Below are 20,245 nucleotides of genomic sequence, written 5' to 3'. Positions count from 1 at the left end.
CATCGCGGACATGTTGCCTGGTCGGATCCTGTTGTTAATGGACAGTGCATCAACTGTTCACCTTGGACTCGAATTGGCGCGAGGGCTGTCCGGCCAGGGCTGCGAAGTGCATGTCCACATCGGACCGCAGGCTCGCGGACTGATCGCCGAGAGCGCCTGGGTGCTGGCGGGCTGCCGCACCCCGGACGGCCGCCCGGTCGACGCGCCCGCGGTGCACCTGGCCGGTGGGGGTCCCGAGGTCCCCGGCGTCCTGGTCGCCGTACCGGAGACCGGGCCCGGGCAGCGGCTGGCGCTGCGGCTCGACGGCGGCTCGGCGCGGCTGGAGCCGGCCGAGGACGGCCTGCCCTTCGTCGAGGCGGTCCTGGACGCCGTGGTCGCCGCGTACGGTCGCCGCGTCGGCGGCCTGGCCGGGCGGCGGATCGTGGTGACCTCGGGCGGCACCCGTGAACCGATGGACCCGGTGCGGTTCATCACCAACCGCTCCTCCGGGAAGATGGGTTTCGCGCTGGCGTCGGCGGCCCGTGACCGGGGTGCCGAGGTCACCTACATCGCCACGTCGGCTCAGGTCCCGGCCCCGGCCGGAGTCCGGGTCGTGCTGGCCCCGTCGGTGGCGCAGCTGCGTGCGGCCGTGCTGGAGGCGACCGGCTCGGCGCACGTGCTGGTGATGGCGGCGGCGGTGTCGGACTTCCGGCCCGCGGCGGTCGCCAGCGGCAAGATCAAAAAAGGCCCGTCCGGGATGTCCCTGGCGCTGGAGACGGTCGCCAACTTCGTGCCCGAGGTGCCCGCGGGCGTGCTGCGGGTGGGGTTCGCCGCCGAGACGGACAGCGACCTCGACCGGGCCGCGGCCAAGATGCGCCAGCGCGGCTTCGACCTGCTGTGCCTCAACGACGTGTCACGTCCCGGCGTCGGTTTCGAGGTGGACACCAACAAGGTGTGGATCCTCGACGGCACCGGTGTCCGGGTCGAGACAGACGTCCTGCCCAAGAGCGCCGTCGCCCACCGCATCCTCGACGAAGTTGAAGCTTTCCTTCATGTAGATGCGACTTTGTGAAGTTTGCCACTCTTGCCCCATCTTGAGTAATTCACCTACCGTCCACTTCGCTCCCACCAATCGATTACGGGGTTGATCTGCCGTGTGCCTCGCCGTGTTCTCCTTCTGCCCGCAGCGCGACGCCGCGCTCGTCGTCTACGAGACCCGCGACCAGTCCATCCACCTGCCCCACGGCCGTCCGGCCGCCGCCGGCTTCGGCATCGACACCGCGTCGTACGCCTGCCACTGGCGGGACAACCCGCAGCTGCTCGACCGCGTGTGGACGTTCCGCATCGGACACGACCGGGACCTGCTCGCCGAGCCGATCATCGGTGGCCTCGACGCCGGCGGCGGCACCTGGATGGCCGTCAACCAGCGCACCGGCGTGTACGCCCGCATCCTCATCGCGCCCATGGCCTCCGGCGAGCTGGGCGAGAGCGCCTCCGACGAGCTGCGGGCCCGGCGCGCCTCGCTCGGCTACGTCACCCGCAGCGGGCTGTGCCTGGACGCGGTCAGCTACCCCAGCGCCGCCGCGGCCGCGAAGGGGCTCCAGACCGACCTGCCCGCCGCGCTCGACCGCGACCGCAAGCTCATGCTGCCGCTGTTCCTGCTCCTGGCCGACGCCTCCGACGCGTACGTCGTGCGCCTGCACGAGGACGGCCGGGTCGAGGTCACCCCGATCACCGACTGCGGCACGCACGTGCTGACCGTCCGGGGGCTCGACACCCCGGCCGCCGCCCTCAGCCAGATCCTGCTCGACCGGCTGGCGGAGCAGCCGCGCCCCGACACCGACCCGGCCAGCTGGGACGGCTGGCTGAGCGCGTTCGCCATCGACGGGCGCATCAGCGACGACGACTACCGCGACCCGTCCTGGCGCGCCCACCGCAGCACCGCGCTGCAACCGCCGTACCTCAACACCCTCGGCCAGACCCGCCACCAGCGCGCCCCGTGGCCGTCGCAGGCGGACGCGGGCGAGGTCGAATGGACCAAGAGCACCACCTGCGTCGTCATCGGCCAGGACGGCCTGCGCACCTTCCTGTACGAGGAGCGCCACGTCACGCCCGGTCAGCCGTGGCCGCAGACGATCTCGGCAGCGGCCTTCCCGGCCAGCTCCGCCGACTACACACTGGTCACGGAGCTGGCCGCGCGATGAACCAGCCATCGCCGGCGCAGATCCTCGACGCGCTGCGCAACCGCCCGCTGCACCCGGCGCTGGCCGCCGCGGTCGCCGCGGGCGGGGACCGCGCGCCGGAGCTGCTCACCCTGGCCGCACGGGAGCTGCGAAGCCATGACGGCCAGGTCCGCGACGAGGCGGCCTACGCGTGGACCCGCGCGCTGGTCGCGGCCCTCGGGGGCACCGACGACGTGCCGTACGCCGCGCACGTCAGCCTGGCCGACCGCGACCGGTTCCTGGCCGGGCACCACCCGCAGCCGCGGACGGCCGCGGTCGCCCTGCCGATCGTCGGCGACACGCTGCTGGTCAGCGCCCGCACCACCGTCAACGGTCACACCGGCGGGCCGATGCTGCACGCCGGTGAGGTGGTCCTGTTCGGCGGCGGCGTCGAGCCGGGCGAGACCACGACCGCCGCGGCGCTGCGGGAGTTCGGCGAGGAGGCCGGTCTGCCGCGGGCGGCGGACCTGACCGACACCCGTTTCGACGCCTGGCCGGTGCTGACCCGCTGGACGACCGAGAGCGGGCACCGCGCGTCCGCGCACGTGGTGGCCGTCGCCGACGGCGCCGCCGACGGGATGCGCCCGCAGGCCCAGGAGGTCGCCGCGATCGGCCGGCTCGCCCTCGACGACGTCTTCGCCGCGCCCCTGGCCGTCCGGCCGCACCTGCGGGTGGGCCTGGGCCCCGGCCGCACCCCGCGCTATGTCGGCTGGTTCGACTCGCCCACGGTCACCGTCACCGATCCCGACGGACGGCGCTGGGAACTGTTCGGGCTGGCCGGAGCGGCCGTCGCCGCGCTGCGCACCCGCTACGGCACCGCCGCCCGCCTGCGCGCGGCACTCGTCGAGCGCCGCCAGGAGCGGGCCCGGTGGCGCCCGACCCGGGACGCCGCCGCCGACCTCGCGCTGCGCGCCCCGCGGGTACGCGCCCTGATGGACACCATGCTCGACGTCAACCGGCCCCCGATCGTGCCCGCCGGGCTGCTGGGCACCGTGTTCGGCGAACCGTCGCTGCTGGTCGTCGACGCGGCCCTGCCGCTGGGCGGCTCCAGCAAGGCTCGCGTCGTCGCCGGTCTGGTGCAGGCCGCGGCGGAGGCGCACACGGCACGCACCGGCCGCCCGGTCGGCGACCTGCGGGAGCTGTTCGACGGGGTGACGCTGCTGGCGGCGTCCACCGGGAGCCACGCCCGCGCCGTCGCCGCCCTGGCCGAGCTGCTCGCCACCAAGCACAACGCCCAGGTCACCTGCGAGTTCTTCGTCTCGCGCGACATACCGGACGGCAAGCTGGCCACGCTGGTGGCCGCCGGACCCGTCATCCGCTGCGCCGACTTCAACGACGCCACCGCCGCCGCCCACCGGCGCGAGCGGGAACTGGCCGGGCGCGGGCTGCGCGCTGTGTTCCTCGCCTGCGACCCCGACGAGCAGCTCAACGCCCAGTTCGGGCTGTCGGGGATGGACGGCGCGGCCGGGTTCGCCACCCTGCTGCTGGACGTGTGCGAGCGGCTGCGCCACCACTGGACCGAACTCGGCCTGCCCGGCCCGTCAGTCGACGAGCTGCGGATACCCACCTCCGGCGGAGCCACGTTCGCCGCCTGCACCGCGCTGCACGGCCACGGCGCCGCCACCGCCGTGCGCTCGCTCAGCGCCGTGTACGACGCCGCCGCGCCCTGCCTGCCCGCGGGCCTGGCCGCCCGCGACGCCGGGCACGCGGTCGAGGTCGACTGGCCCAGGGCCATCAACGGCCTGGCCCAGCCGCAGATGGCCCCCGGCGCGCTGCCCCTGCTGGCCGGTGCCGCCGTCGACCTGCACCCGGTGACCCTGGCGGCCGCCGACCTCGCCCAGCTGCTCATCGCCCTGGACACCGGGCTGCGCCCGGAGCGGGCCGGTGCCGCCAGCGCCGGCGCCCGCCTGCTCCAGCAGCTCGCCGCAGACGGACCGGGCCGGTTCACCGAGCGGGTCACCGCGGCCGTCGCGGCGCACCCGCTGCGGCGGCACGCCACCGCACTGCCCACACTGCTGGACCAGGTCACCCGGGCCGCGCTGCCCGCCGGCACCCACCCCGCCGCCCCGGCGTCCCGGGCGTACGTCGTCAGCGGCGCGGCCTGCCCGCAACTGCCGGGGCTCGCCGCCGACGTGCTCGCCGCGAACCCGTCCCCGGAGACGGCCCGCTGCGCCGAGGCGGCCGAACGTGCCCGGGGCGAGCGATGACCAGCGACCACTACGTCATCGTCGGCGCGGGCGCCAGCGGCACGGCCGCGTTCATCGCCCTGGTCCGGGAACTGGAGCGGCTGCCCGCGGGGGTGGCCGCCCGCACCGTGGTCAGCATCGTGGAACGCAGCGGCGACTTCGGCCCCGGCCTGCCGTACGGAGCCGGCACCGACCCGCTGCACCTGCTGAACATGCGCGCCGCGACGATGTCGCTGATCGCCGACGAGCCCGCCGACTTCACCGGCTGGCTCGCCGGCCAGGGCCCGGTCCCCGAGACCTACCCGCGGGCGCCCGAGGACATGCTCGCCTCCCGCCACCGCTTCGGCGTGTACGCCCGGCAGCGGCTGGCCGAGTACACCGGCCGCGCCCGGATGCTCGGCGCCTCGGTCCACCTGCTGTCCGACACCGCGACGGGTGTCGTGGCCGAGGCGGCCGGGACGCTGCGGGTGAGCCTGGCCTCCGGCTCGATCCTGTGGGCCGACCGCCTGGTGACGGCCACCGGCCACTGGCATCCGTCCAGCACCGACCACTGCCGTGACCTGGGCGAGCGCCTCGCGGCCGACGGCAGCGGCGCGCTGCTGTTCCCCTGGCCCGCCGCGCGGCTGGCCGCGTCCGTGCAGCCCGGTGCCATCGGGCTGCTGGGAACGTCGCTGACCGCCGTCGACGCGGCGCTGACCATCGCCGCCCGGTTCGGCGAGTTCGAGCGGATCGAACCGGGCCGGTACCGGTACCACCCGCGCGAACCGTTCACGATCACCGCCTGCTCGCGGCGCGGCCTGCTGCCCGCGGTCCAGGTCGACCGCGCCGCGGCCCGCTCGTGTGAGGACAACCCGTACCTGGTGACCGAACCGCTGGCGGAGCTGGGGGAGGGGGCCGGGCGATTCACCGCCGACGCCGTCGCCCGCCGCTACGAGGCGGCCCGCCGGTGGCTGCGGCCGAGCCCGGGGCCCGCCGCGGCCGACGGCGAGGACGGCGACGTCACCGGTCGCGAGCACCTGGCCCTGCGACGCTCCATCGACGCCTGGCGCCACCGCGACCCGGCGACGGCCACCGGGCAGGAGCTCGCCCGGGTCTTCTTCGGCACGCTGTGGTGGATCTACAAGCAGCTGCCGGCTGCCGAGCGGCGCGCCGTGTGGCGCGAGTTCATGACGCCGTACCTGGTGGACTCCGCGGCGATCCCGATCGAGAACGCCGCCCGGATCGAGGCCCTGCTCGACGCCGGGGTGCTGCGGGTGCGCTCCGGCGCGACCGGGGTGCGGCCGCAGGAGCGCGGGTTCGCCGTCACCTTCGCCGACGGTGCACCGCTGCACACCGCATACCTGGTCAACGCCATCGGGCGGGAGACCGGGCTGGGCGAGGGCACCGGCTTCGCGCGGGCCGCGCTGGCCGCCGGGGTGCTGGTCGCCGACCCGGTGGCCGGGATCGGCGTCGACCCGGAGACGTCGCTGGCGCTGACCGACGACGGGGGCACCTACGGCCGGGTCGGGGTCCTCGGGCAGCTCACCATGGGCTCCCACATCGGCGCCAGCGCCGTCAGCAGCTGCGTGAAGCGGGCCACGGCGCTGGTCCGCGCATGGACGGCCGACCTGCGGGTCGCGCCCACGACAGGAGAGACGAGATGAGCACACCCCTTGCCGCAGCGCAGTCGCTGACGCGGCTGTTCGACGAGGCCGCCCGCCGGTGGCCCGACGCCGTCGCCTGCCGCGACGAGTCCACCACGCTGACCTACGCCGGGCTGGCCGCCCGCGCCGACGCGCTCGCCGCCCATCTGGCCGCCCGCGGGGTGCGGCCAGGCGAGCGGGTCGGGCTGCTGCTGGACCGTACCGTCGACGTCGTCGCGGCGATCCTGGGCGTGCTGCGCGCCGGTGCCGTGTACGTGCCGCTGGACCCGGCCTACCCGGCGCAGCGGCTGGCGTTCATGCTGGCCGACGCCGGGATCGGCACCCTGGTCGGCGATCCGGCGCTGGCCGGGGGGTTCGCGCTGGACGGCGTGCAGCTGGTCGACCCCGCGCGGGTCCCGCCGGGCACCGCGCCCGCGGCCGCCCCGGCCGAGGCGGCGTACGTCATCTACACCTCCGGGTCCACCGGCACCCCGAAGGGCTGCCTGGTCAGCCACGGCAACGTGCTGGAACTGCTGCGGCACACCCTGCCGCTGTTCGACGTCGGGCCGGGCGACGTGTGGAGCCTGTTCCACTCGTACAACTTCGACTTCTCGGTGTGGGAGATGTGGGGGGCGCTGGCCACCGGCGGGACCGTGGTGATGGTGCCGCGCGCGGTGGCGCAGTCGCCCGCGGACTTCCTGGTCTTCCTGTGCAAGCAGGAGGTCACCGTGCTCAACCAGGTGCCCTCGGTCTTCCGCTACCTGGCCGAGCACTACCGCGAGGCGGGCACGCCGCCGCTGCCGGTGCGCCACGTCGTCTTCGGCGGCGAGAGCGTCGACCTCGACGTGGTGGCCGACTTCGTCGCCGCGGTCCCCGACACCCCACCCGTGATGATCAACATGTACGGCATCACCGAGATCACCGTGCACGCCACGATCAAGGTGCTCACCGCCGCCGACCTGGCCGGACCGGCCCGCTCGCCGATCGGGCGCCCGCTGCCGCACCTGCGCATCGACCTGCTCGACGAGGACGGCATCCCGGTGCCCGACGGGCAGACCGGCGAGATCTGGGTGGGCGGCACCGGCGTCGCGCTGGGCTACCTCAACCGGCCCGACCTCACCGCGCAGCGGTTCACCGAGCGCGACGGCCTGCGCTGGTACCGCGCCGGCGACCTGGCCCGCCGCCTGCCCGACGGGGAGCTGGACTACCAGGGGCGCTGCGACGCCCAGGTGAAGCTGCGCGGATACCGCATCGAGCTGGCCGAGGTCGAGGCCGTGCTGCGCGCCCACCCCGGCGTACGCGACGCGGGCACGGGCGTGGTCGTCAACCGCCACGGCGTGCAGCAGCTGGTCGCCTGCTACGTGCCTGCGGGCGAGGTCACCCTCGACGAGCTGCGCGACCACGCCCGCACCCGGCTGCCCGGATACATGGTCCCCGACCGCTTCGCCGCGATCGGGGCCCTCCCGCTGACCCCCTCCGGCAAGCTCGACCGCTCCGCGCTGGACGACCTCTGCGCGGCCGCGATCGTGCGCCGCCGCTCCTGACCGCAACCACGGCGAAAGGCCAACCAGTGAACGCCAACCTGACCGGGCCCTCGGTGCACACACCGATCCCGGGTCCCCGCAGCGCCGCCTACCTCGACCGGCAGGAGCGGCGGGAATCCAACGCGCGCACCTACCCGCGCAACCTGCCGATCGCGATCAGGCGGGCGCAGGGCAGCTTCGTCGAGGACGTCGACGGCAACGTCTTCCTCGACTTCCTCGCCGGCGCCGGCGTGCTGTCGCTGGGCCACAACCACCCCGACGTGGTCGCGGCGATCAGCGCGCAGCTCGGCGAGTTCGTGCACGGCCTGGACTTCCCGACCGTCGCCAAGGACGAGTTCACCAGCGCCCAGCTGGGCATGCTGCCCGGCGACATGGGCCAGCGGTACAAGGTGCACTTCTGCGGCCCGACCGGCGCCAACGGCGTCGAGGCCGCGCTCAAGCTCGCGAAGATCGCCACCGGGCGCGGCGACGTCGTCGCGTTCTCCGGCGGCTTCCACGGCAGCACCGCCGGGGCCATGGCGGTCACCGGCAACCTCGGCCCCAAGACCCCGGTGGCCAACGGCATGCCCGGCGTGCACTTCTTCCCGTTCTCGCACTGCCGCCGCTGCCCGCTGGGCCTGCGCCCGGACAGCTGCGAGACCAACTGCGCCACCTACCTGGAGCGCGTGCTCAACGACGCCAACGGCGGCATCGCGAAACCGGCCGCGGTGCTGCTGGAGCTGGTGCAGGGCGAGGGCGGCACCATCCCGGCCACCCGGGCCTTCGTCCGCCGCGTCCGCGAGATCACCGAGGCGCTGGACATCCCGCTGATCGTGGACGAGGTGCAGACCGGCTGCGGGCGCACCGGCACCTGGTTCGCCTTCGAGCAGTACGACATCGAGCCCGACATCGTCATCGCGTCCAAGGCGCTCAGCGGTGCCGGCCTGCCCATCTCGCTGCTGTTCTACCGCCGCGAGCTGGACCGCTGGAACCCCGGCGCGCACATCGGCACGTTCCGCGGCAACCAGCTCGCCTTCGCCGCCGGGGTCGCCGCCGTCAAGGTGGTGCGCGAGCAGCGGGTGCTCGACAACGTCCAGGCCCGCCACGCCCAGATCACCGCGCACCTGGCCGCGGCGCTGGACTGCCACCCGTACGTCGCCGACGTGCGCGGGATCGGGCTCATGTGGGGCATCGAGCTGACCGACCCGGCATTGGCGCGGGCCGTGCAGGCCGCCGCGCTGCGCCGGGGCCTGATTATCGAGCTGGGCGGGCGCGACGACGTCGTCATCCGGCTGCTGCCGCCGCTGACGCTGTCCGAGCAGGAGTGCCGCGACGCCCTCGACATCCTCGTCGCGTCGCTGGCCGAGGCCGTCGGCGCCGCACACGGCACGACGCTGCTGACCACCGCCGCCTGACCACACCGCACTGATCCAGGAGAGACATCCATGCTGCGCACCATGTTCAAGTCCAAGATCCACCGTGCCGTCGTCACCCAGGCGGACCTGCACTACGTCGGCTCGGTCACCATCGACGCCGACCTCATGGACGCCGCCGACCTGCTGCCCGGCGAGCAGGTCGCCATCGTCGACATCACCAACGGCGCCCGCCTGGAGACCTACGTCATCGAGGGCGAGCGCGGTTCGGGCGTCATCGGCATCAACGGGGCCGCCGCGCACCTGGTGCACCCCGGCGACATGGTCATCATCATCGCGTACGCGATCCTCGCCGACGCCGAGGCGAAGGTCTTCGAACCGAGGGTCGTCCACGTGAACACCGACAACCGGATCGTGCACGTCGACGCCGACCCCAGCCACGCCGCGCCCGGCGTCGTCCTGTCGGCGGGCCGCTGACCATGCTGCTCACCGTTGACATCGGCAACACCAACACGGTGCTGGCGCTCTTCGACGGCGACCGGGTGCACCACACCTGGCGCATCGGCACCGACCGGCGCACCACCGCCGACGAGCTGCACCTGAAGCTGGCCGGGCTGCTCGGCCCGCGACTGGCGGACATCAGCGGCGTGGCCGCCTGCTCGACCGTGCCCGACGTCAAGCGCGAGCTGCGCACCATGCTCGCCCGCTACCACGGCGACCTGCCGGCGCTGGTCATCGAGTCGGGGGTCACCGGCGGGCTGGCCCTGCGCGTGGACCACCCGCACGAGGTCGGCGCCGACCGCGTCGCCAACGCCCTGGCCGCCCACCGCCTCTACGGCGGCGCCGCGATCGTGGTCGACTTCGGCACCTCGACCAACTTCGACGTGGTCGGCGACGACGGCGCGTTCCTGGGCGGGGTGCTCGCCCCCGGCATCCAGATCTCCATGGACGCGCTGGCCACGTACGCCGCGCAGCTGCGCAAGGTCGAGGCCCGCCGCCCCGCCACCGTCATCGGCAAGAACACCATGCACTGCCTGCAGTCCGGCCTGGTCTACGGCTTCGCCGGGCAGGTCGACGGGATCGTCTCGCGCATCCTCGACGAGCTCGGCGGCAGCGTGCAGGCCGTCGTCGCCACCGGCGGGCTCGCGCCCCTGGTCACCGCCGAGTGCAAGACCGTCACCCACCACGAACCGCACCTGACCCTCATCGGACTGCAGACCGCGTTCGCCCACTCCGCCCTGGTAGGACAGTGATGACCGACCCGATCGCCGCCAGACTCGCCCAGATCGCCGCCGACCTGCTCGACTACGACGTCGAGCCCGAGGACAACTTCTTCGACGTCGGCGGATACTCGCTGCTGGTCGTCAAGCTGGTCAGCGAGGCCCGCAAGGCCGGCATCGACCTGGCCGCCAGCATCGTCTTCGAGCACCAGACCTTCACCGGCATCGCCGCGGCCCTGGCCGGCACGGCGACCGCGGCCGCCACCGCCGACGAGACCTTCGACGACCTGTGGAAGAACACGGTCAGCCCGTGGCAGCAGCCGCCGGCCCAGACCGTCCTGCCGCTCACCGAGGGCGAGGGCGCGCCGTTCTTCTGCGTGCACTGGGGCAGCGGCAACATCGAGTTCCTGGGCCGGTTCGCCGAGCAGTTCGGCTACCGCCGCCCGCTGTACGGCATCCGCTCCGGCATGCTGGCCCGCCGCGAGCGCCCGCTGCTGACCATCGGCGACCGTGCCGAACGGCACCTGGCCGAGATCCGCGCGATCCAGCCGCACGGCCCCTACCACCTGGGCGGCCTGTGCTCCGGCGGCCTGGTCGCCTACGAGATCGCCCAGCGGCTGACCGCGCAGGGTGAGACCGTCGCCGACCTGGCTCTGATCAACTGCGCCCCGGCGACGGCCCCGCACGGGTTCGACTTCGGCTGGGGCCTGGCCGACTTCTACCGGTTCCGGCTGGCCTGGCTGAGCAAGCGGTACGGCGTCGAGGACCTGTCCGCGGCCGCGCCCACGATCATGCCGGAGCTGACGTCGTGGGACTGGTACGACCAGGACGCCAAGGTCGAGGACTGGAACTGGCTGCACCTGGTGTGGGCGTCGCTGGCCTTCGCGCAGATCCACTACGAGGCCCGCCCCTACACCGGCCCGACCCGGGTCTTCCAGCAGGCCGAGTACGCCGCCGACCCCCGCCTCTCCTGGGCGCCGCTGGCCGCCGACCTGGTCGAGCACGTCTACCCGCACGCCGACACCTGGGACATCGTCAAGGACGCCGGGTTCTGGGAGGCGCTGGGCAAGACCTCCGACGGTGCCCGGTGACCTGGCTGCGCAAGCTGCTGCCGCCGCCGGGGCCGCTGCGGGGCTACTCGGTGATCAGCCTGGTCGCCGCGATCGGCACCGGCGCGTTCGTCACCGGCAGTGCCGCGTTCTTCATCAACTACGTGGGCCTGTCCGCGGGCCAGGTCGGCGCGGGTCTCACCGCCGCCGGCCTGGCCGGGCTGGTCGCCTCCGTCCCGGCGGGCGTGCTCGGCGACCGGTTCGGCCACCAGCGGGTCCTGATCGTGCTCAACCTGGTCCGTGCCGCGGGCTTCGCCGGGTACCTGCTGGCCGGCTCGTTCTGGAGCTTCTTCGCGCTGGTGACGGTGATCGCGCTGGCCGATTGCAGCGAGTCGCCGAACCGGCGGGCGTACCTGTCGGCGATCTCGTCCAAGGAGGACCGGGTCCGCGCCAACGCGTACAACCGGACCGTCTTCAACATCGGGTTCGCGCTCGGCTCCGCCGGGGCGGGGGTCGTCCTGGCCCTGCGCGACCCCCGCCTGTACGCGCTGCTGGCCGTGGCCTGCGCGGCCGCGTACGCCGTGTCGACCCTGGTGCTGCTGCGCCTGCCCGCCGCCCGGGTCCCCGTCGCGGCCGGGCAGGCCGCACCCCGGGCCGCGCTGCGCAACGCCCCGTTCATGGCGATGGCGCTGGTGGCCGGGGCGGTCTACATGCACACCCAGCTGCTCAACGTCGGCCTGCCGCTGTGGGTGCTGCAACGCACCAGCGCCCCGCCGTCACTGCTGGCCGCCCTCATGATCAGCAACACGGTGCTGGTCATCGTGCTGCAGGTCCGGCTGAGCCGCGGCGCCGACACCGTCGGTGGATCGGCGCAGCTCAGCCGCCGCGCCGGGTTCGCGCTGCTCGGCGGCTGCCTGCTGTGGGGCCTGTCGTCCGGGCGGCCCGCGCTGCCCACCGCGATCCTGCTGTTCGCCGGGATGCTGCTGATCACCCTCGGCGAGATCTACTGCTCGGCCGCCAACTGGGGCCTGTCCTACGCCCTGGCGCCCGAGCACGCCCAGGGCGAGTACCTCGGCGCGTGGAGCCTCGCGGTCCAGTTCATGCAGGCGCTCGGGCCCGTCCTGTTCGCCATGCCGCTGCTCGGCCTGGGCCTGCCCGCCTGGCTCGGCATCGGCGCGCTGTTCGCCGTGGCCGGGCTGGCCACCGTCCCCCTGTCGGCCTGGTCGCAGCAGCGGCTGGCCGTCCCCGAATCCGTGCTCGAACCCGCACCCGCGAGGAGCTGACATGACCACCGCCATCCCGACCCTGTACGGCACCAAGGCCAGCGGCCGCATCCGGACCCGCGACCTGATCGCCGCCAAGCACGCCGGCGAGCGCTGGGCCATGCTCACCAGCTACGACCAGTACACCGCGGCCATCTTCGACGAGGCCGGGGTGCAGGTCCTGCTCGTCGGCGACTCCGCGGCCAACAACGTCTACGGCCACCAGACCACCATCCCGGTCACCGTCGACGAACTGCTGCCCCTGGTCCGCGCCGTCGTCGGCGCGACCAGCCGCAGCCTCGTCCTCGGCGACATGCCGTTCGGCTCCTACGAGGACGGCCCCTCCCAGGCGCTGGCCACCGCCGTGCGGTTCATGAAGGAGGGCGGCTGCCAGGCCGTCAAGCTCGAAGGCGGCCGCCGCGTCGCCCCGCAGATCGCGAAGATCACCGGTGCGGGCATCCCCGTCGTCGCCCACATCGGCTTCACCCCGCAGAGCGAGCACCAGCTCGGCGGATACCGGGTGCAGGGCCGCGGCGAGGCCGCCGCCGAGGTGCTGGCCGACGCCCGCGCCGTCGCCGAGGCCGGGGCGTTCGCGGTCGTGCTGGAGATGGTGCCCGCCGACGTGGCCAAGCAGGTCACCGCCGAACTCGACATCCCCACCATCGGCATCGGCGCCGGCCCCGACTGCGACGCCCAGGTGCTCGTCTGGCAGGACATGGCCGGGCTGCGCACCGGCAAGGGCCCCCGGTTCGTCAAGCGCTACGCCGACATCGCCGCCGCCATCGGGCAGGCCGCCCGCGACTACGTCGCCGAGGTCCGCCACGGGCAGTTCCCCACCTCCGAGCACAGCTTCTAGGAGCCGCATCGTGTCCCGCATCGTCGTGCTGTTCGACCGCGGCGCGGTCACCCCCGGCGAACTGCTCGTCGGCCTGGCCGGGTACGAGGTCCTCGTCGTGCTCGGCGACTCCGATCACGCCGCCGAGTACGAGCCGCTGCTGGCCGGGTCCACGCGGATCGAGCCCCTGGCCCAGCCCCGCGAGAACCTGCTCGCCGCGCTCAAGCGGTGGCGCCCCGACGGCATCGTCACCTACGCCGAGAGCCTCGTCGCCGACACCGCCGACCTGGCCGCCGCCCTCGGACTGCCCTACCACGACCTCGCCACGGTCACCCTGCTGCGCGACAAGCACGCCCAGCGCCGCCGGCTGGCCGAGGCGGGCGTGCAGGCCACCGCCAGCCTGCTCGCCCGCGACCCGGCCGAGCTCGCCGCGCACGCGCACGCCGTCGGGCTGCCCGTCGTCGTCAAGCCCCGCCGGGGCGAGGGCAGCCGCCACACCTACCTCGTCGAGAGCCCCGAGCAGCTCGCGGCACTGCCGTGGACCGGGGAGGCCGTCGTCGAGGAGTACCTGCGGGGCCGTCCCAGCCTGCCCTTCGGCGACTTCGTCTCGGTCGAGAGCGCCGTCAGCGGCGGCACGGTCACCCACCTCGCGGTCACCGGCAAGTACCCGCTCCAGCCGCCGTTTCGCGAGAGCGGGCACTTCTGGCCCGCGCCGCTGGCCGCCGACGAGGACCAGCAGGTCCGCGACCTGGCCACGGCCGCGCTGGGGGCGCTGGGCGTCACCACGGGCATCACCCATACCGAGATCAAGCTGACCGCCGACGGACCGCGCGTCATCGAGGTCAACGGCCGTGTGGGCGGCCAGATCAACGCCCTCGCCGTACGCGGCTGCGGCGTCAACCTCGTCACCCTGGCAGCCCGGCTCGCGCTCGGCGAGGACGTGCGGCCGGAGCCGCTCGACGTGGCCGGGCGGGTGGTCTTCCAGTACCACAACATCCCCCCGCTCGGCGCGACCCGGCTGCTGCGCGTCGACGGCGCCCGCCAGGCCCGCGCCGTGCCCGGCGTGGCCGCCTACAACCTGTTTCTACGGCCGCCCGCGGAGCTCGTCGGCGGCGTCATGACCGAACTCGTCGACGCGATCTTCGGCGTCGCCGCCGACCACGCCGAGATGCTCGCCGTCATCGCACGGGCCTGCGACGCGCTGACCTTCACCTACGAGCACCCGGACGGGACCGATGTGCACCGCGATCATCAGCGTTGATCCCGGGGCGCGGGTGCCGGTCCTGCTCGCCGCCGTACGCGACGAGCTGGCCGGGCGCGCCTGGGACCTGCCCGGCGCCCACTGGCCCGACCGGCCCGGGATCGTCGCCGGCCGCGACCGCGCGGCCGGCGGCACCTGGCTCGCCGTCCAGGCTGCCGACGGCCGGGTCGCGTGCCTGCTCAACGGCTTCGGCCGCGGCTGCCCCGGCGCGGCCCGGCGCTCGCGCGGGGAGCTGCCGCTGGCAGTCGCGGCGGGGGAGGGCCTCGACCGTGCCCGGCTGCCCTGCTACGACCCGTTCCACCTGGTCACCGCCGACACCGACACCGTCGTGCTCAGCTCCTGGGACGGCGCCGCCCTGCGCACCCGGCGGCTGGGCGCGGGATTGCACCTGATCGTCAACAGCGGTCTCGAAGGCCGCGACGACCAGCATCCCGGCAACCCGACCTCACCCGCCGACATGGCCGCCCGCGTCGCCCACTTCCGGCCGCTGCTGCTGGCCGCGCCGCGACCGGACCCCGACGACGGCACCACCGCCGAGGCCTGGGCCGGGTGGCTGCCCGTCGTCGAGGGCGGCGGCCTGGCCCCGGCGGACCCCCGCGCCCTGCTCATCCGCCGGACCGACCGCGAGCGGCGGGTCTTCCGCTCCCAGTCGGTGTCGCTGCTGGCGATCGGCGACGGCACCGTCCGCTACGACTTCACCGCCGCCCCGGCCACCGGCACCTGGCACCGGGTGCCGGTGGATGCCGCACTACCGATGAGGAGCAGACGTTGAGAACAGGGGTGATCGCCGCCGGCCGTGTCGGCGCCGTGCTCGGGGCCGCCCTGGCCGCGGCCGGATACGACGTCGGGGCCGCCTCCGGCGCCTCCGACCAGGCCCGCCATCGCATCCACACCATGCTGCCCGGCACCCGGCACCTGCCCACCGACGAGGTCGCCACCGCCGCGACGGACCTGCTGGTGGTGGCCGTGCCCGACGACGCCCTGGCCGGTGTCGTGTCCGGACTGGCCAAGATGGGCGTCCTGCGCCCCGGCCAGGTCGTCGCGCACACCTCCGGCGCCCACGGGCTGGGCGTGCTCGCTCCCGCCGCGGCGGTCGGCTGCCGTCCCGTGGCGCTGCACCCGGCGATGACGTTCACCGGCACCCCGGCCGACCTCGGCCGGCTGCCGGGGATCTCCTACGGGGTCACCGCCCCCGACGGGGTCCGCGAGGTCGCGGCCCGGCTGGTGGCCGACCTCGGCGGCACCGCCGAGTGGATCGCCGACGAGGCCCGCGCCCTCTACCACGCCGCGCTCGCGCACGGCGCCAACCACCTGGTCACGCTCGTGAACGAGGCCGCCGACCGGCTGCGCGAGGCGGGGCTGCGCGACCCCGGGCTGGTGCTGCGGCCGCTGCTGACGGCCGGGCTGGCCAACGCGCTGTCCATGGGCGACGGTGCGCTGACCGGACCGGTGTCGCGCGGCGACGCGGGCACGATCGCCCGCCACCTGCGGGCGCTGGCGGGCACGCCGACGCTGGCCGCGTACGTGGCCCTGGCGCACCGCACCGCCGACCGCGCCATCGCCGCGGGCCGGCTGCGCCCGGCCGACGCCGCGGTGCTGCTGGAGGTGCTGGGCTTCGCCGAGCAGGCGACCGCCCGCCAGCTGCTGTGAACCCGCCCGCTCACCACATGCCGAGGGCCTTGCGCATGGCGATCTTCTGCTCGCCCCAGGCGTTGCCGGTGCCGATGCAGGCCTCGCCCGACTCGTCGCAGCGCAGCACGGTCAGGTGATCGCCGTCGCCGTCGGGGGTCATCGGGTCGGTGCTCATGCCCGGACTCCCGGCGTACATGCCGACGACGCCGGGGCGCCGCTCGGGGCCGAAGCGCATGCGCAGCTGCTGCTCGTACAGGTCGACGAGCACCTCGGCGGCGGCTTCGGCGGTCGGGTAGTCGATGTCGACCTGCCGCACCCGGTAGGTGCGGCCGCTGCCGTCGCGCACCACACGCAGCATCACCACATGCCAATGTGTCATCCGGGCAAGGCTAGTGTCTGTACCCTCGCCGTGGGGGCGTGGGAACCGGGGGAGACTGCCGTGATCGACGAGATGGACCTCGCGCACCTGCGCCGCTGCGTGCAGCTGGCCGAGCTGGCGCTTTCGGTCGGCGACGAGCCGTTCGGATCGGTGCTGGCCGGCGCGGACGGCGAGGTGCTGTTCGAGGACCACAACCACGTCGCGTCGGGCGACGAGACCCGGCATCCGGAGTTCGAGATCGCCCGCTGGGCCGCCGCGCACCTGTCGCCGGAGCAGCGGGCGGCCGCCACCGTCTACACCTCGGGCGAGCACTGCCCGATGTGCGCGGCGGCGCACGCCTGGGTCGGCCTGGGCCGCATCGTGTACGCCAGCTCGTCGCAGCAGCTCACCGCGTGGCGCGACGAACTGGGGCTGCCGCCGGGGCCGGTCCGGCCGCTGGCCGTCCAGCAGGTCGCGCCGGGGGTGCCGGTGGACGGACCCGTTCCCGACCTGGCCGACGAGATCCGCGCGCTGCACCGCCGGCGGCACGGCCGCCGGCCCTAGCGGCCCGGATCAGCGGAAGCCGTCGCGCAGCCGGCGGAAGAAGCCGCCCTCCATCGGCAGCGGGGCGGCCGGCGGGGGCGCCGCACTGCGCTGCCGGGCGATCGGCTGGTCGTAGTCGGTGCGCGCGATGGCGTCGACGACCTGCTCCTCGGTGAAGTCCTCCGAGCCCGGGATGTGCGGCACGAAGCCGACCAGCATGCCGTCGCGCAGCACCTGGGCCTCCAGCCCGGCGGTGCCGTCGGTGTCCCACAGCGCCTCGCGGCCGTCGGGCAGCGCGATGCGGACACCGACCCGGCGGTGCCCGCCGGCCAGGGACAGGTGGGCGGGCACGCCGCGCTCGCGCAGCACGTCCACCACGCGCCGGGCTCGGTTCTCGTCCATGTGCCCACGTTAGCCAGCGAGACTGGGCACAGGCTGGGAATCCGCCGCGCGCCACGCCAGCCGACCGTGCCCGCGCGGCCGCCCGGCCGGGCGTTCAGTCGTAAACCCGTCGGTTCCGCCGCGTGATCGACACCAGAGCAGGGTCCTAGGATGAACAGCAGAAGTGCAACGGGCCACCGGGTGGTGACCGCGCTCGGCGAACGCTCGTTGCGACCACATGTGACCCCTGACTCCGGACAGCTGATGACCGACGCACCCGCCGACCCGGCGTTCCTCGTCGCCTGCGACACCGTCGAGCTGAAGGCGGCCCTGGCCGAGGGGGAGGGGCGCGACGCGGCGGCGGCACTGGGCCTCGATCTGGGCGCGGCGCGGACCCGGCAGGTGTACTACCTGGACACTCCGTGCCTGAAGCTGGAGGCGGCCGGGCTGATCGTCCGGATCCGCCGCACGGGCGACGGCCGGGCCGACGCGACGGTGCGGCTGCGCCCGGCCGACCCCGCCACGCTGGACCCGGGGCTGCGCCGCCGCAAGGGGTTCGCGGTCGAACTGGACATGTTCGGTGACGCGTTCGTCTGTACGGCCTCGCTGAAGGCCCGGCCCGCCGACACGGCCGCCGCCGCGGTGGTGGCCCGCCGGATGCCGCCCGGTGTCCTCTTCTCGCCGTGGCAGCGGCGGCTGTTCCAGGCCCACGCGCCGCAGGACGTCACGCTGGACGGGTTGTCGCTGTTCGGGCCGGTGCTCGTACGCCGGGCGCTGGGCGCCGCCCCCGGCTGGCGGCACCCGCTGGCAGCGCAGCTGTGGGAGTTCCCGACCGAGCCGGTGCTGGAGCTGTCCAGCAAGATCGCCTCGGCCCACGCGGCCGCCGCGGTGGCGCGATGGCCGTCGTTCCTGGCGCGCCACCAGGTGGTTCCGAGGCAGTCGCGGCACACGAAGGCGCAGACGGCGCTGCGGGTGTCGGTGCCGCAGCCCGCGTACGGCTGACCGCGCCGCAGCCCCGCATATACATGAACACCTATTGACATATGTGTGCGTAACTGTAAAGTCTCTTCAGAGAGCGCTCTCACGCATCGTTCCGTCCCCCTGAAAGAGGATCGACGTGAGACTCCCCGCCCTGACCGGCGCGGCGCTGCTCGCCGCTGCGCTGGTCATCCCCGCCCCTGCGGCGGCCGCGCCTGTGCCCGTACCCCCGGCGGCGCCGACCGCGACCACCATGGACCAGGCGCTGCGCCGCGACCTGGCCCTGACCGAGACCCAGGCGCGCCTGCGCCAGGCCCACGAGGCCGCCGCCGCCAGCACCGAGCAGCGCCTGCGCGTGAGCCTGGGCGACCGGTTCGCCGGAGCCTGGTACTCCACGGCCGACAGCCGCCTCACCGTCGGCGTGCTGACCGGCCGCGACGCCGACGTCGTCCGGGCCGCGGGCGCGGTCCCGGCCGTCGTGGCGCGCAGCGAGAAGCAGCTGACCGACGCGAAGAACGCCCTGGACCGCGCGGCCCGCGCCCGCACCGGCGCCTACGGCTGGTACGTCGACGCCGCCACCAACAGCGTCGTCGTGTCGGCGCCCGACACGGCCACCGCCGAGCGGCTCATCGCCGCGGGCGCGATCGACCGGTCGGCCGTCCGCATCGTCACCGGCGCCCAGGCGCCCCGCCCGCTCTACGACATCCGCGGCGGCGACCAGTACGTCATCAACGGCAACACCCTGTGCTCCATCGGCTTCTCGGTCAACAACGGCGGCTTCGTCACCGCCGGGCACTGCGGCGGCGCCGGCAGCCCCACCCTCGGCTACAACAACGTCAGCCAGGGCACCTTCGCCGGATCGTCGTTCCCCGGCAACGACTACGCCTGGGTCCGCACCAACGGCAACTGGACCCCGCGCCCGTGGGTCAACAACTACGCCGGCGGCAACGTGGTCGTGGCCGGCTCCACCGAGGCCGCGGTCGGCAGCTCCATCTGCCGGTCCGGTCGCACCACCGGCTGGCGCTGCGGCGTCGTCCAGGCCAAGAACGTCACGGTCAACTACTCCGGCTCGCTGGTGTACGGCCTGACCCAGACCAACGCCTGCGCCGAGGGCGGCGACTCCGGCGGCGCCTGGATGAGCGGCAACCAGGCCCAGGGTGTCACCTCCGGCGGCTCCGGCAACTGCTCGACCGGCGGCACGACCTTCTTCCAGCCCGTCAACGAGATCCTCGGCGCCTACGGCCTCACCCTGACCACGACCGGCGGCGGCACCAGCCGGATCATCGGGTACCAGAACAAGTGCATCGACGTGCCCAACTCCAACTTCGTCGACGGCCAGCGGCTCCAGCTGTGGGACTGCAACGGCACCAACGCGCAGAGCTGGAACTTCCCCGGCGACGGCACCATCCGGACCGTCACCGGGCTGTGCATCGACGTCGCGTGGGGGTCGACCGCCAACGGCGCGGCCATCCAGCTCGCCACGTGCAGCGGCAACCCGGCCCAGCAGTTCGTCCTCAGCGGCGCCGGTGACCTGGTGAACCCGCAGGCGAACAAGTGCGTCGACGTCACCGGCTGGGGCGGCACCGGCACGCCCCTGGAACTGTGGGACTGCACCGGCGGCGCCAACCAGAAGTGGTGGCGCGGCTGAGGCACAGACCGCTTGCACGCTGCCCGGGGCGGACGGGCTGGGACGCACTCGTCACCAGCCCCGTCCGCCCTGGGCAGCGCCCAGGCCGACGGAAGGTGCGGCTGGGTGCCGCCTGCTACCGTGTGCGGCCACCGTCCAGGTGTGGCGGTGGCAGACGGACCGGGCGCCGGAAC

19 protein-coding genes are annotated in these 20,245 nt (G+C 74.3%); 17 read left to right on the top strand and 2 right to left on the bottom strand.

All coding sequences use genetic code 11. The features are described 5' to 3' along the window. Positions 1-106 precede the first annotated feature (106 nt). The 14 genes from Cs7R123_RS01180 (at position 107) to Cs7R123_RS01115 (ending at position 16,182) form a co-directional block, all read left to right on the top strand. A complete protein-coding gene (locus Cs7R123_RS01180; RefSeq protein WP_212822760.1) occupies positions 107-1,051 on the top strand; it encodes a phosphopantothenoylcysteine decarboxylase in 945 nt (314 codons plus the stop codon). A gap of 82 nt (positions 1,052-1,133) precedes the next feature. Beyond that, positions 1,134-2,183: a hypothetical protein gene (locus tag Cs7R123_RS01175; protein ID WP_212822758.1), complete on the top strand. Its 1,050-nt coding sequence runs from the start codon at positions 1,134-1,136 to the stop codon at positions 2,181-2,183. Then, positions 2,180-4,408 (top strand): pyridoxal-phosphate dependent enzyme, encoded by a 2,229-nt coding sequence (locus Cs7R123_RS01170; protein ID WP_212822756.1) that lies wholly within the window; start codon positions 2,180-2,182, stop codon positions 4,406-4,408. Before Cs7R123_RS01175 ends, Cs7R123_RS01170 begins: the two co-directional genes overlap by 4 nt. Next, on the top strand, positions 4,405-6,030 hold the full coding sequence (locus Cs7R123_RS01165) for an FAD/NAD(P)-binding protein (protein ID WP_212822755.1): 1,626 nt from the start codon (positions 4,405-4,407) through the stop codon (positions 6,028-6,030). Before Cs7R123_RS01170 ends, Cs7R123_RS01165 begins: the two co-directional genes overlap by 4 nt. After that, a complete protein-coding gene (locus Cs7R123_RS01160; protein ID WP_212822754.1) occupies positions 6,027-7,553 on the top strand; it encodes an amino acid adenylation domain-containing protein in 1,527 nt (508 codons plus the stop codon). The genes Cs7R123_RS01165 and Cs7R123_RS01160 overlap by 4 nt, the downstream gene beginning before the upstream one ends. Before the next feature lie 26 nt (positions 7,554-7,579). Next, entirely contained in the window at positions 7,580-8,947 is a 1,368-nt protein-coding gene (locus Cs7R123_RS01155) for a diaminobutyrate--2-oxoglutarate transaminase family protein (protein ID WP_212822753.1), read from the top strand. Positions 8,948-8,977: 30 nt separating this feature from the next. After that, positions 8,978-9,382 (top strand): aspartate 1-decarboxylase, encoded by a 405-nt coding sequence (panD, locus tag Cs7R123_RS01150; RefSeq protein WP_212822746.1) that lies wholly within the window; start codon positions 8,978-8,980, stop codon positions 9,380-9,382. 2 nt (positions 9,383-9,384) lie between these two features. Continuing rightward, positions 9,385-10,158: a type III pantothenate kinase gene (locus Cs7R123_RS01145; RefSeq protein WP_212822744.1), complete on the top strand. Its 774-nt coding sequence runs from the start codon at positions 9,385-9,387 to the stop codon at positions 10,156-10,158. Then, positions 10,158-11,216 carry a thioesterase domain-containing protein gene (locus Cs7R123_RS01140; RefSeq protein WP_212822742.1) on the top strand — a complete coding sequence of 353 codons (1,059 nt, stop codon included), beginning with the start codon at positions 10,158-10,160 and terminating at the stop codon, positions 11,214-11,216. Before Cs7R123_RS01145 ends, Cs7R123_RS01140 begins: the two co-directional genes overlap by 1 nt. Then, positions 11,213-12,457 carry an MFS transporter gene (locus Cs7R123_RS01135; protein WP_212822740.1) on the top strand — a complete coding sequence of 415 codons (1,245 nt, stop codon included), beginning with the start codon at positions 11,213-11,215 and terminating at the stop codon, positions 12,455-12,457. The genes Cs7R123_RS01140 and Cs7R123_RS01135 overlap by 4 nt, the downstream gene beginning before the upstream one ends. A 1-nt stretch (position 12,458) precedes the next feature. Beyond that, positions 12,459-13,292, top strand: a complete 834-nt coding sequence (gene panB / locus Cs7R123_RS01130) for a 3-methyl-2-oxobutanoate hydroxymethyltransferase (RefSeq protein WP_212822738.1) — start codon at positions 12,459-12,461, stop codon at positions 13,290-13,292. 10 nt (positions 13,293-13,302) lie between these two features. Then, positions 13,303-14,532 (top strand): acetyl-CoA carboxylase biotin carboxylase subunit family protein, encoded by a 1,230-nt coding sequence (locus Cs7R123_RS01125; protein WP_212822736.1) that lies wholly within the window; start codon positions 13,303-13,305, stop codon positions 14,530-14,532. Next, positions 14,507-15,304 carry an NRDE family protein gene (locus Cs7R123_RS01120; protein WP_212822734.1) on the top strand — a complete coding sequence of 266 codons (798 nt, stop codon included), beginning with the start codon at positions 14,507-14,509 and terminating at the stop codon, positions 15,302-15,304. The genes Cs7R123_RS01125 and Cs7R123_RS01120 overlap by 26 nt, the downstream gene beginning before the upstream one ends. Next, a complete protein-coding gene (locus Cs7R123_RS01115) occupies positions 15,253-16,182 on the top strand; it encodes a Rossmann-like and DUF2520 domain-containing protein (RefSeq protein WP_244871941.1) in 930 nt (309 codons plus the stop codon). The genes Cs7R123_RS01120 and Cs7R123_RS01115 overlap by 52 nt, the downstream gene beginning before the upstream one ends. Positions 16,183-16,192: 10 nt before the next feature. Here Cs7R123_RS01115 and Cs7R123_RS01110 read toward each other — a convergent pair whose 3' ends face one another. Further along, positions 16,193-16,543 carry a hypothetical protein gene (locus Cs7R123_RS01110; protein WP_212822730.1) on the bottom strand — a complete coding sequence of 117 codons (351 nt, stop codon included), beginning with the start codon at positions 16,541-16,543 and terminating at the stop codon, positions 16,193-16,195. 60 nt (positions 16,544-16,603) lie between these two features. Here Cs7R123_RS01110 and Cs7R123_RS01105 point away from each other — a divergent pair, with 60 nt between their 5' ends. Beyond that, positions 16,604-17,086 carry a nucleoside deaminase gene (locus Cs7R123_RS01105; RefSeq protein WP_212822728.1) on the top strand — a complete coding sequence of 161 codons (483 nt, stop codon included), beginning with the start codon at positions 16,604-16,606 and terminating at the stop codon, positions 17,084-17,086. Between the two features lie 9 nt (positions 17,087-17,095). Here Cs7R123_RS01105 and Cs7R123_RS01100 read toward each other — a convergent pair whose 3' ends face one another. Continuing rightward, a complete protein-coding gene (locus tag Cs7R123_RS01100; RefSeq protein ID WP_212822726.1) occupies positions 17,096-17,467 on the bottom strand; it encodes a hypothetical protein in 372 nt (123 codons plus the stop codon). Positions 17,468-17,710: 243 nt separating this feature from the next. Between Cs7R123_RS01100 and Cs7R123_RS01095 the strand changes: the two genes are divergently transcribed. After that, on the top strand, positions 17,711-18,448 hold the full coding sequence (locus Cs7R123_RS01095) for a hypothetical protein (protein WP_212822724.1): 738 nt from the start codon (positions 17,711-17,713) through the stop codon (positions 18,446-18,448). A 109-nt stretch (positions 18,449-18,557) separates the two neighbouring features. Continuing rightward, entirely contained in the window at positions 18,558-20,072 is a 1,515-nt protein-coding gene (locus tag Cs7R123_RS01090) for a ricin-type beta-trefoil lectin domain protein (RefSeq protein ID WP_374706975.1), read from the top strand. Positions 20,073-20,245: the final 173 nt, after the last annotated feature.

Source organism: Catellatospora sp. TT07R-123 (assembly GCF_018327705.1).
Lineage (GTDB): Bacteria > Actinomycetota > Actinomycetes > Mycobacteriales > Micromonosporaceae > Catellatospora.
The sequence above is the reverse complement of the archived record's forward strand: the minus strand, read 5'-3'. Positions and strand labels throughout refer to the sequence as shown.

Excerpts from the sequence above, each read along its gene's own strand:
- Cs7R123_RS01170 (WP_212822756.1), top strand. The coding sequence starts at position 2,180 with ATGAACCAGCCATCGCCGGCGCAGATCCTCGACGCGCTGCGCAACCGC.
- Cs7R123_RS01165 (WP_212822755.1), top strand. The coding sequence starts at position 4,405 with ATGACCAGCGACCACTACGTCATCGTCGGCGCGGGCGCCAGCGGCACG.
- Cs7R123_RS01160 (WP_212822754.1), top strand. The coding sequence starts at position 6,027 with ATGAGCACACCCCTTGCCGCAGCGCAGTCGCTGACGCGGCTGTTCGAC.
- panD (WP_212822746.1), top strand. The coding sequence starts at position 8,978 with ATGCTGCGCACCATGTTCAAGTCCAAGATCCACCGTGCCGTCGTCACC.
- Cs7R123_RS01145 (WP_212822744.1), top strand. The coding sequence starts at position 9,385 with ATGCTGCTCACCGTTGACATCGGCAACACCAACACGGTGCTGGCGCTC.
- Cs7R123_RS01140 (WP_212822742.1), top strand. The coding sequence starts at position 10,158 with ATGACCGACCCGATCGCCGCCAGACTCGCCCAGATCGCCGCCGACCTG.
- panB (WP_212822738.1), top strand. The coding sequence starts at position 12,459 with ATGACCACCGCCATCCCGACCCTGTACGGCACCAAGGCCAGCGGCCGC.
- Cs7R123_RS01120 (WP_212822734.1), top strand. The coding sequence starts at position 14,507 with ATGTGCACCGCGATCATCAGCGTTGATCCCGGGGCGCGGGTGCCGGTC.
- Cs7R123_RS01110 (WP_212822730.1), bottom strand. The coding sequence starts at position 16,543 with ATGACACATTGGCATGTGGTGATGCTGCGTGTGGTGCGCGACGGCAGC.
- Cs7R123_RS01100 (WP_212822726.1), bottom strand. The coding sequence starts at position 17,467 with ATGGACGAGAACCGAGCCCGGCGCGTGGTGGACGTGCTGCGCGAGCGC.
- Cs7R123_RS01095 (WP_212822724.1), top strand. The coding sequence starts at position 17,711 with ATGACCGACGCACCCGCCGACCCGGCGTTCCTCGTCGCCTGCGACACC.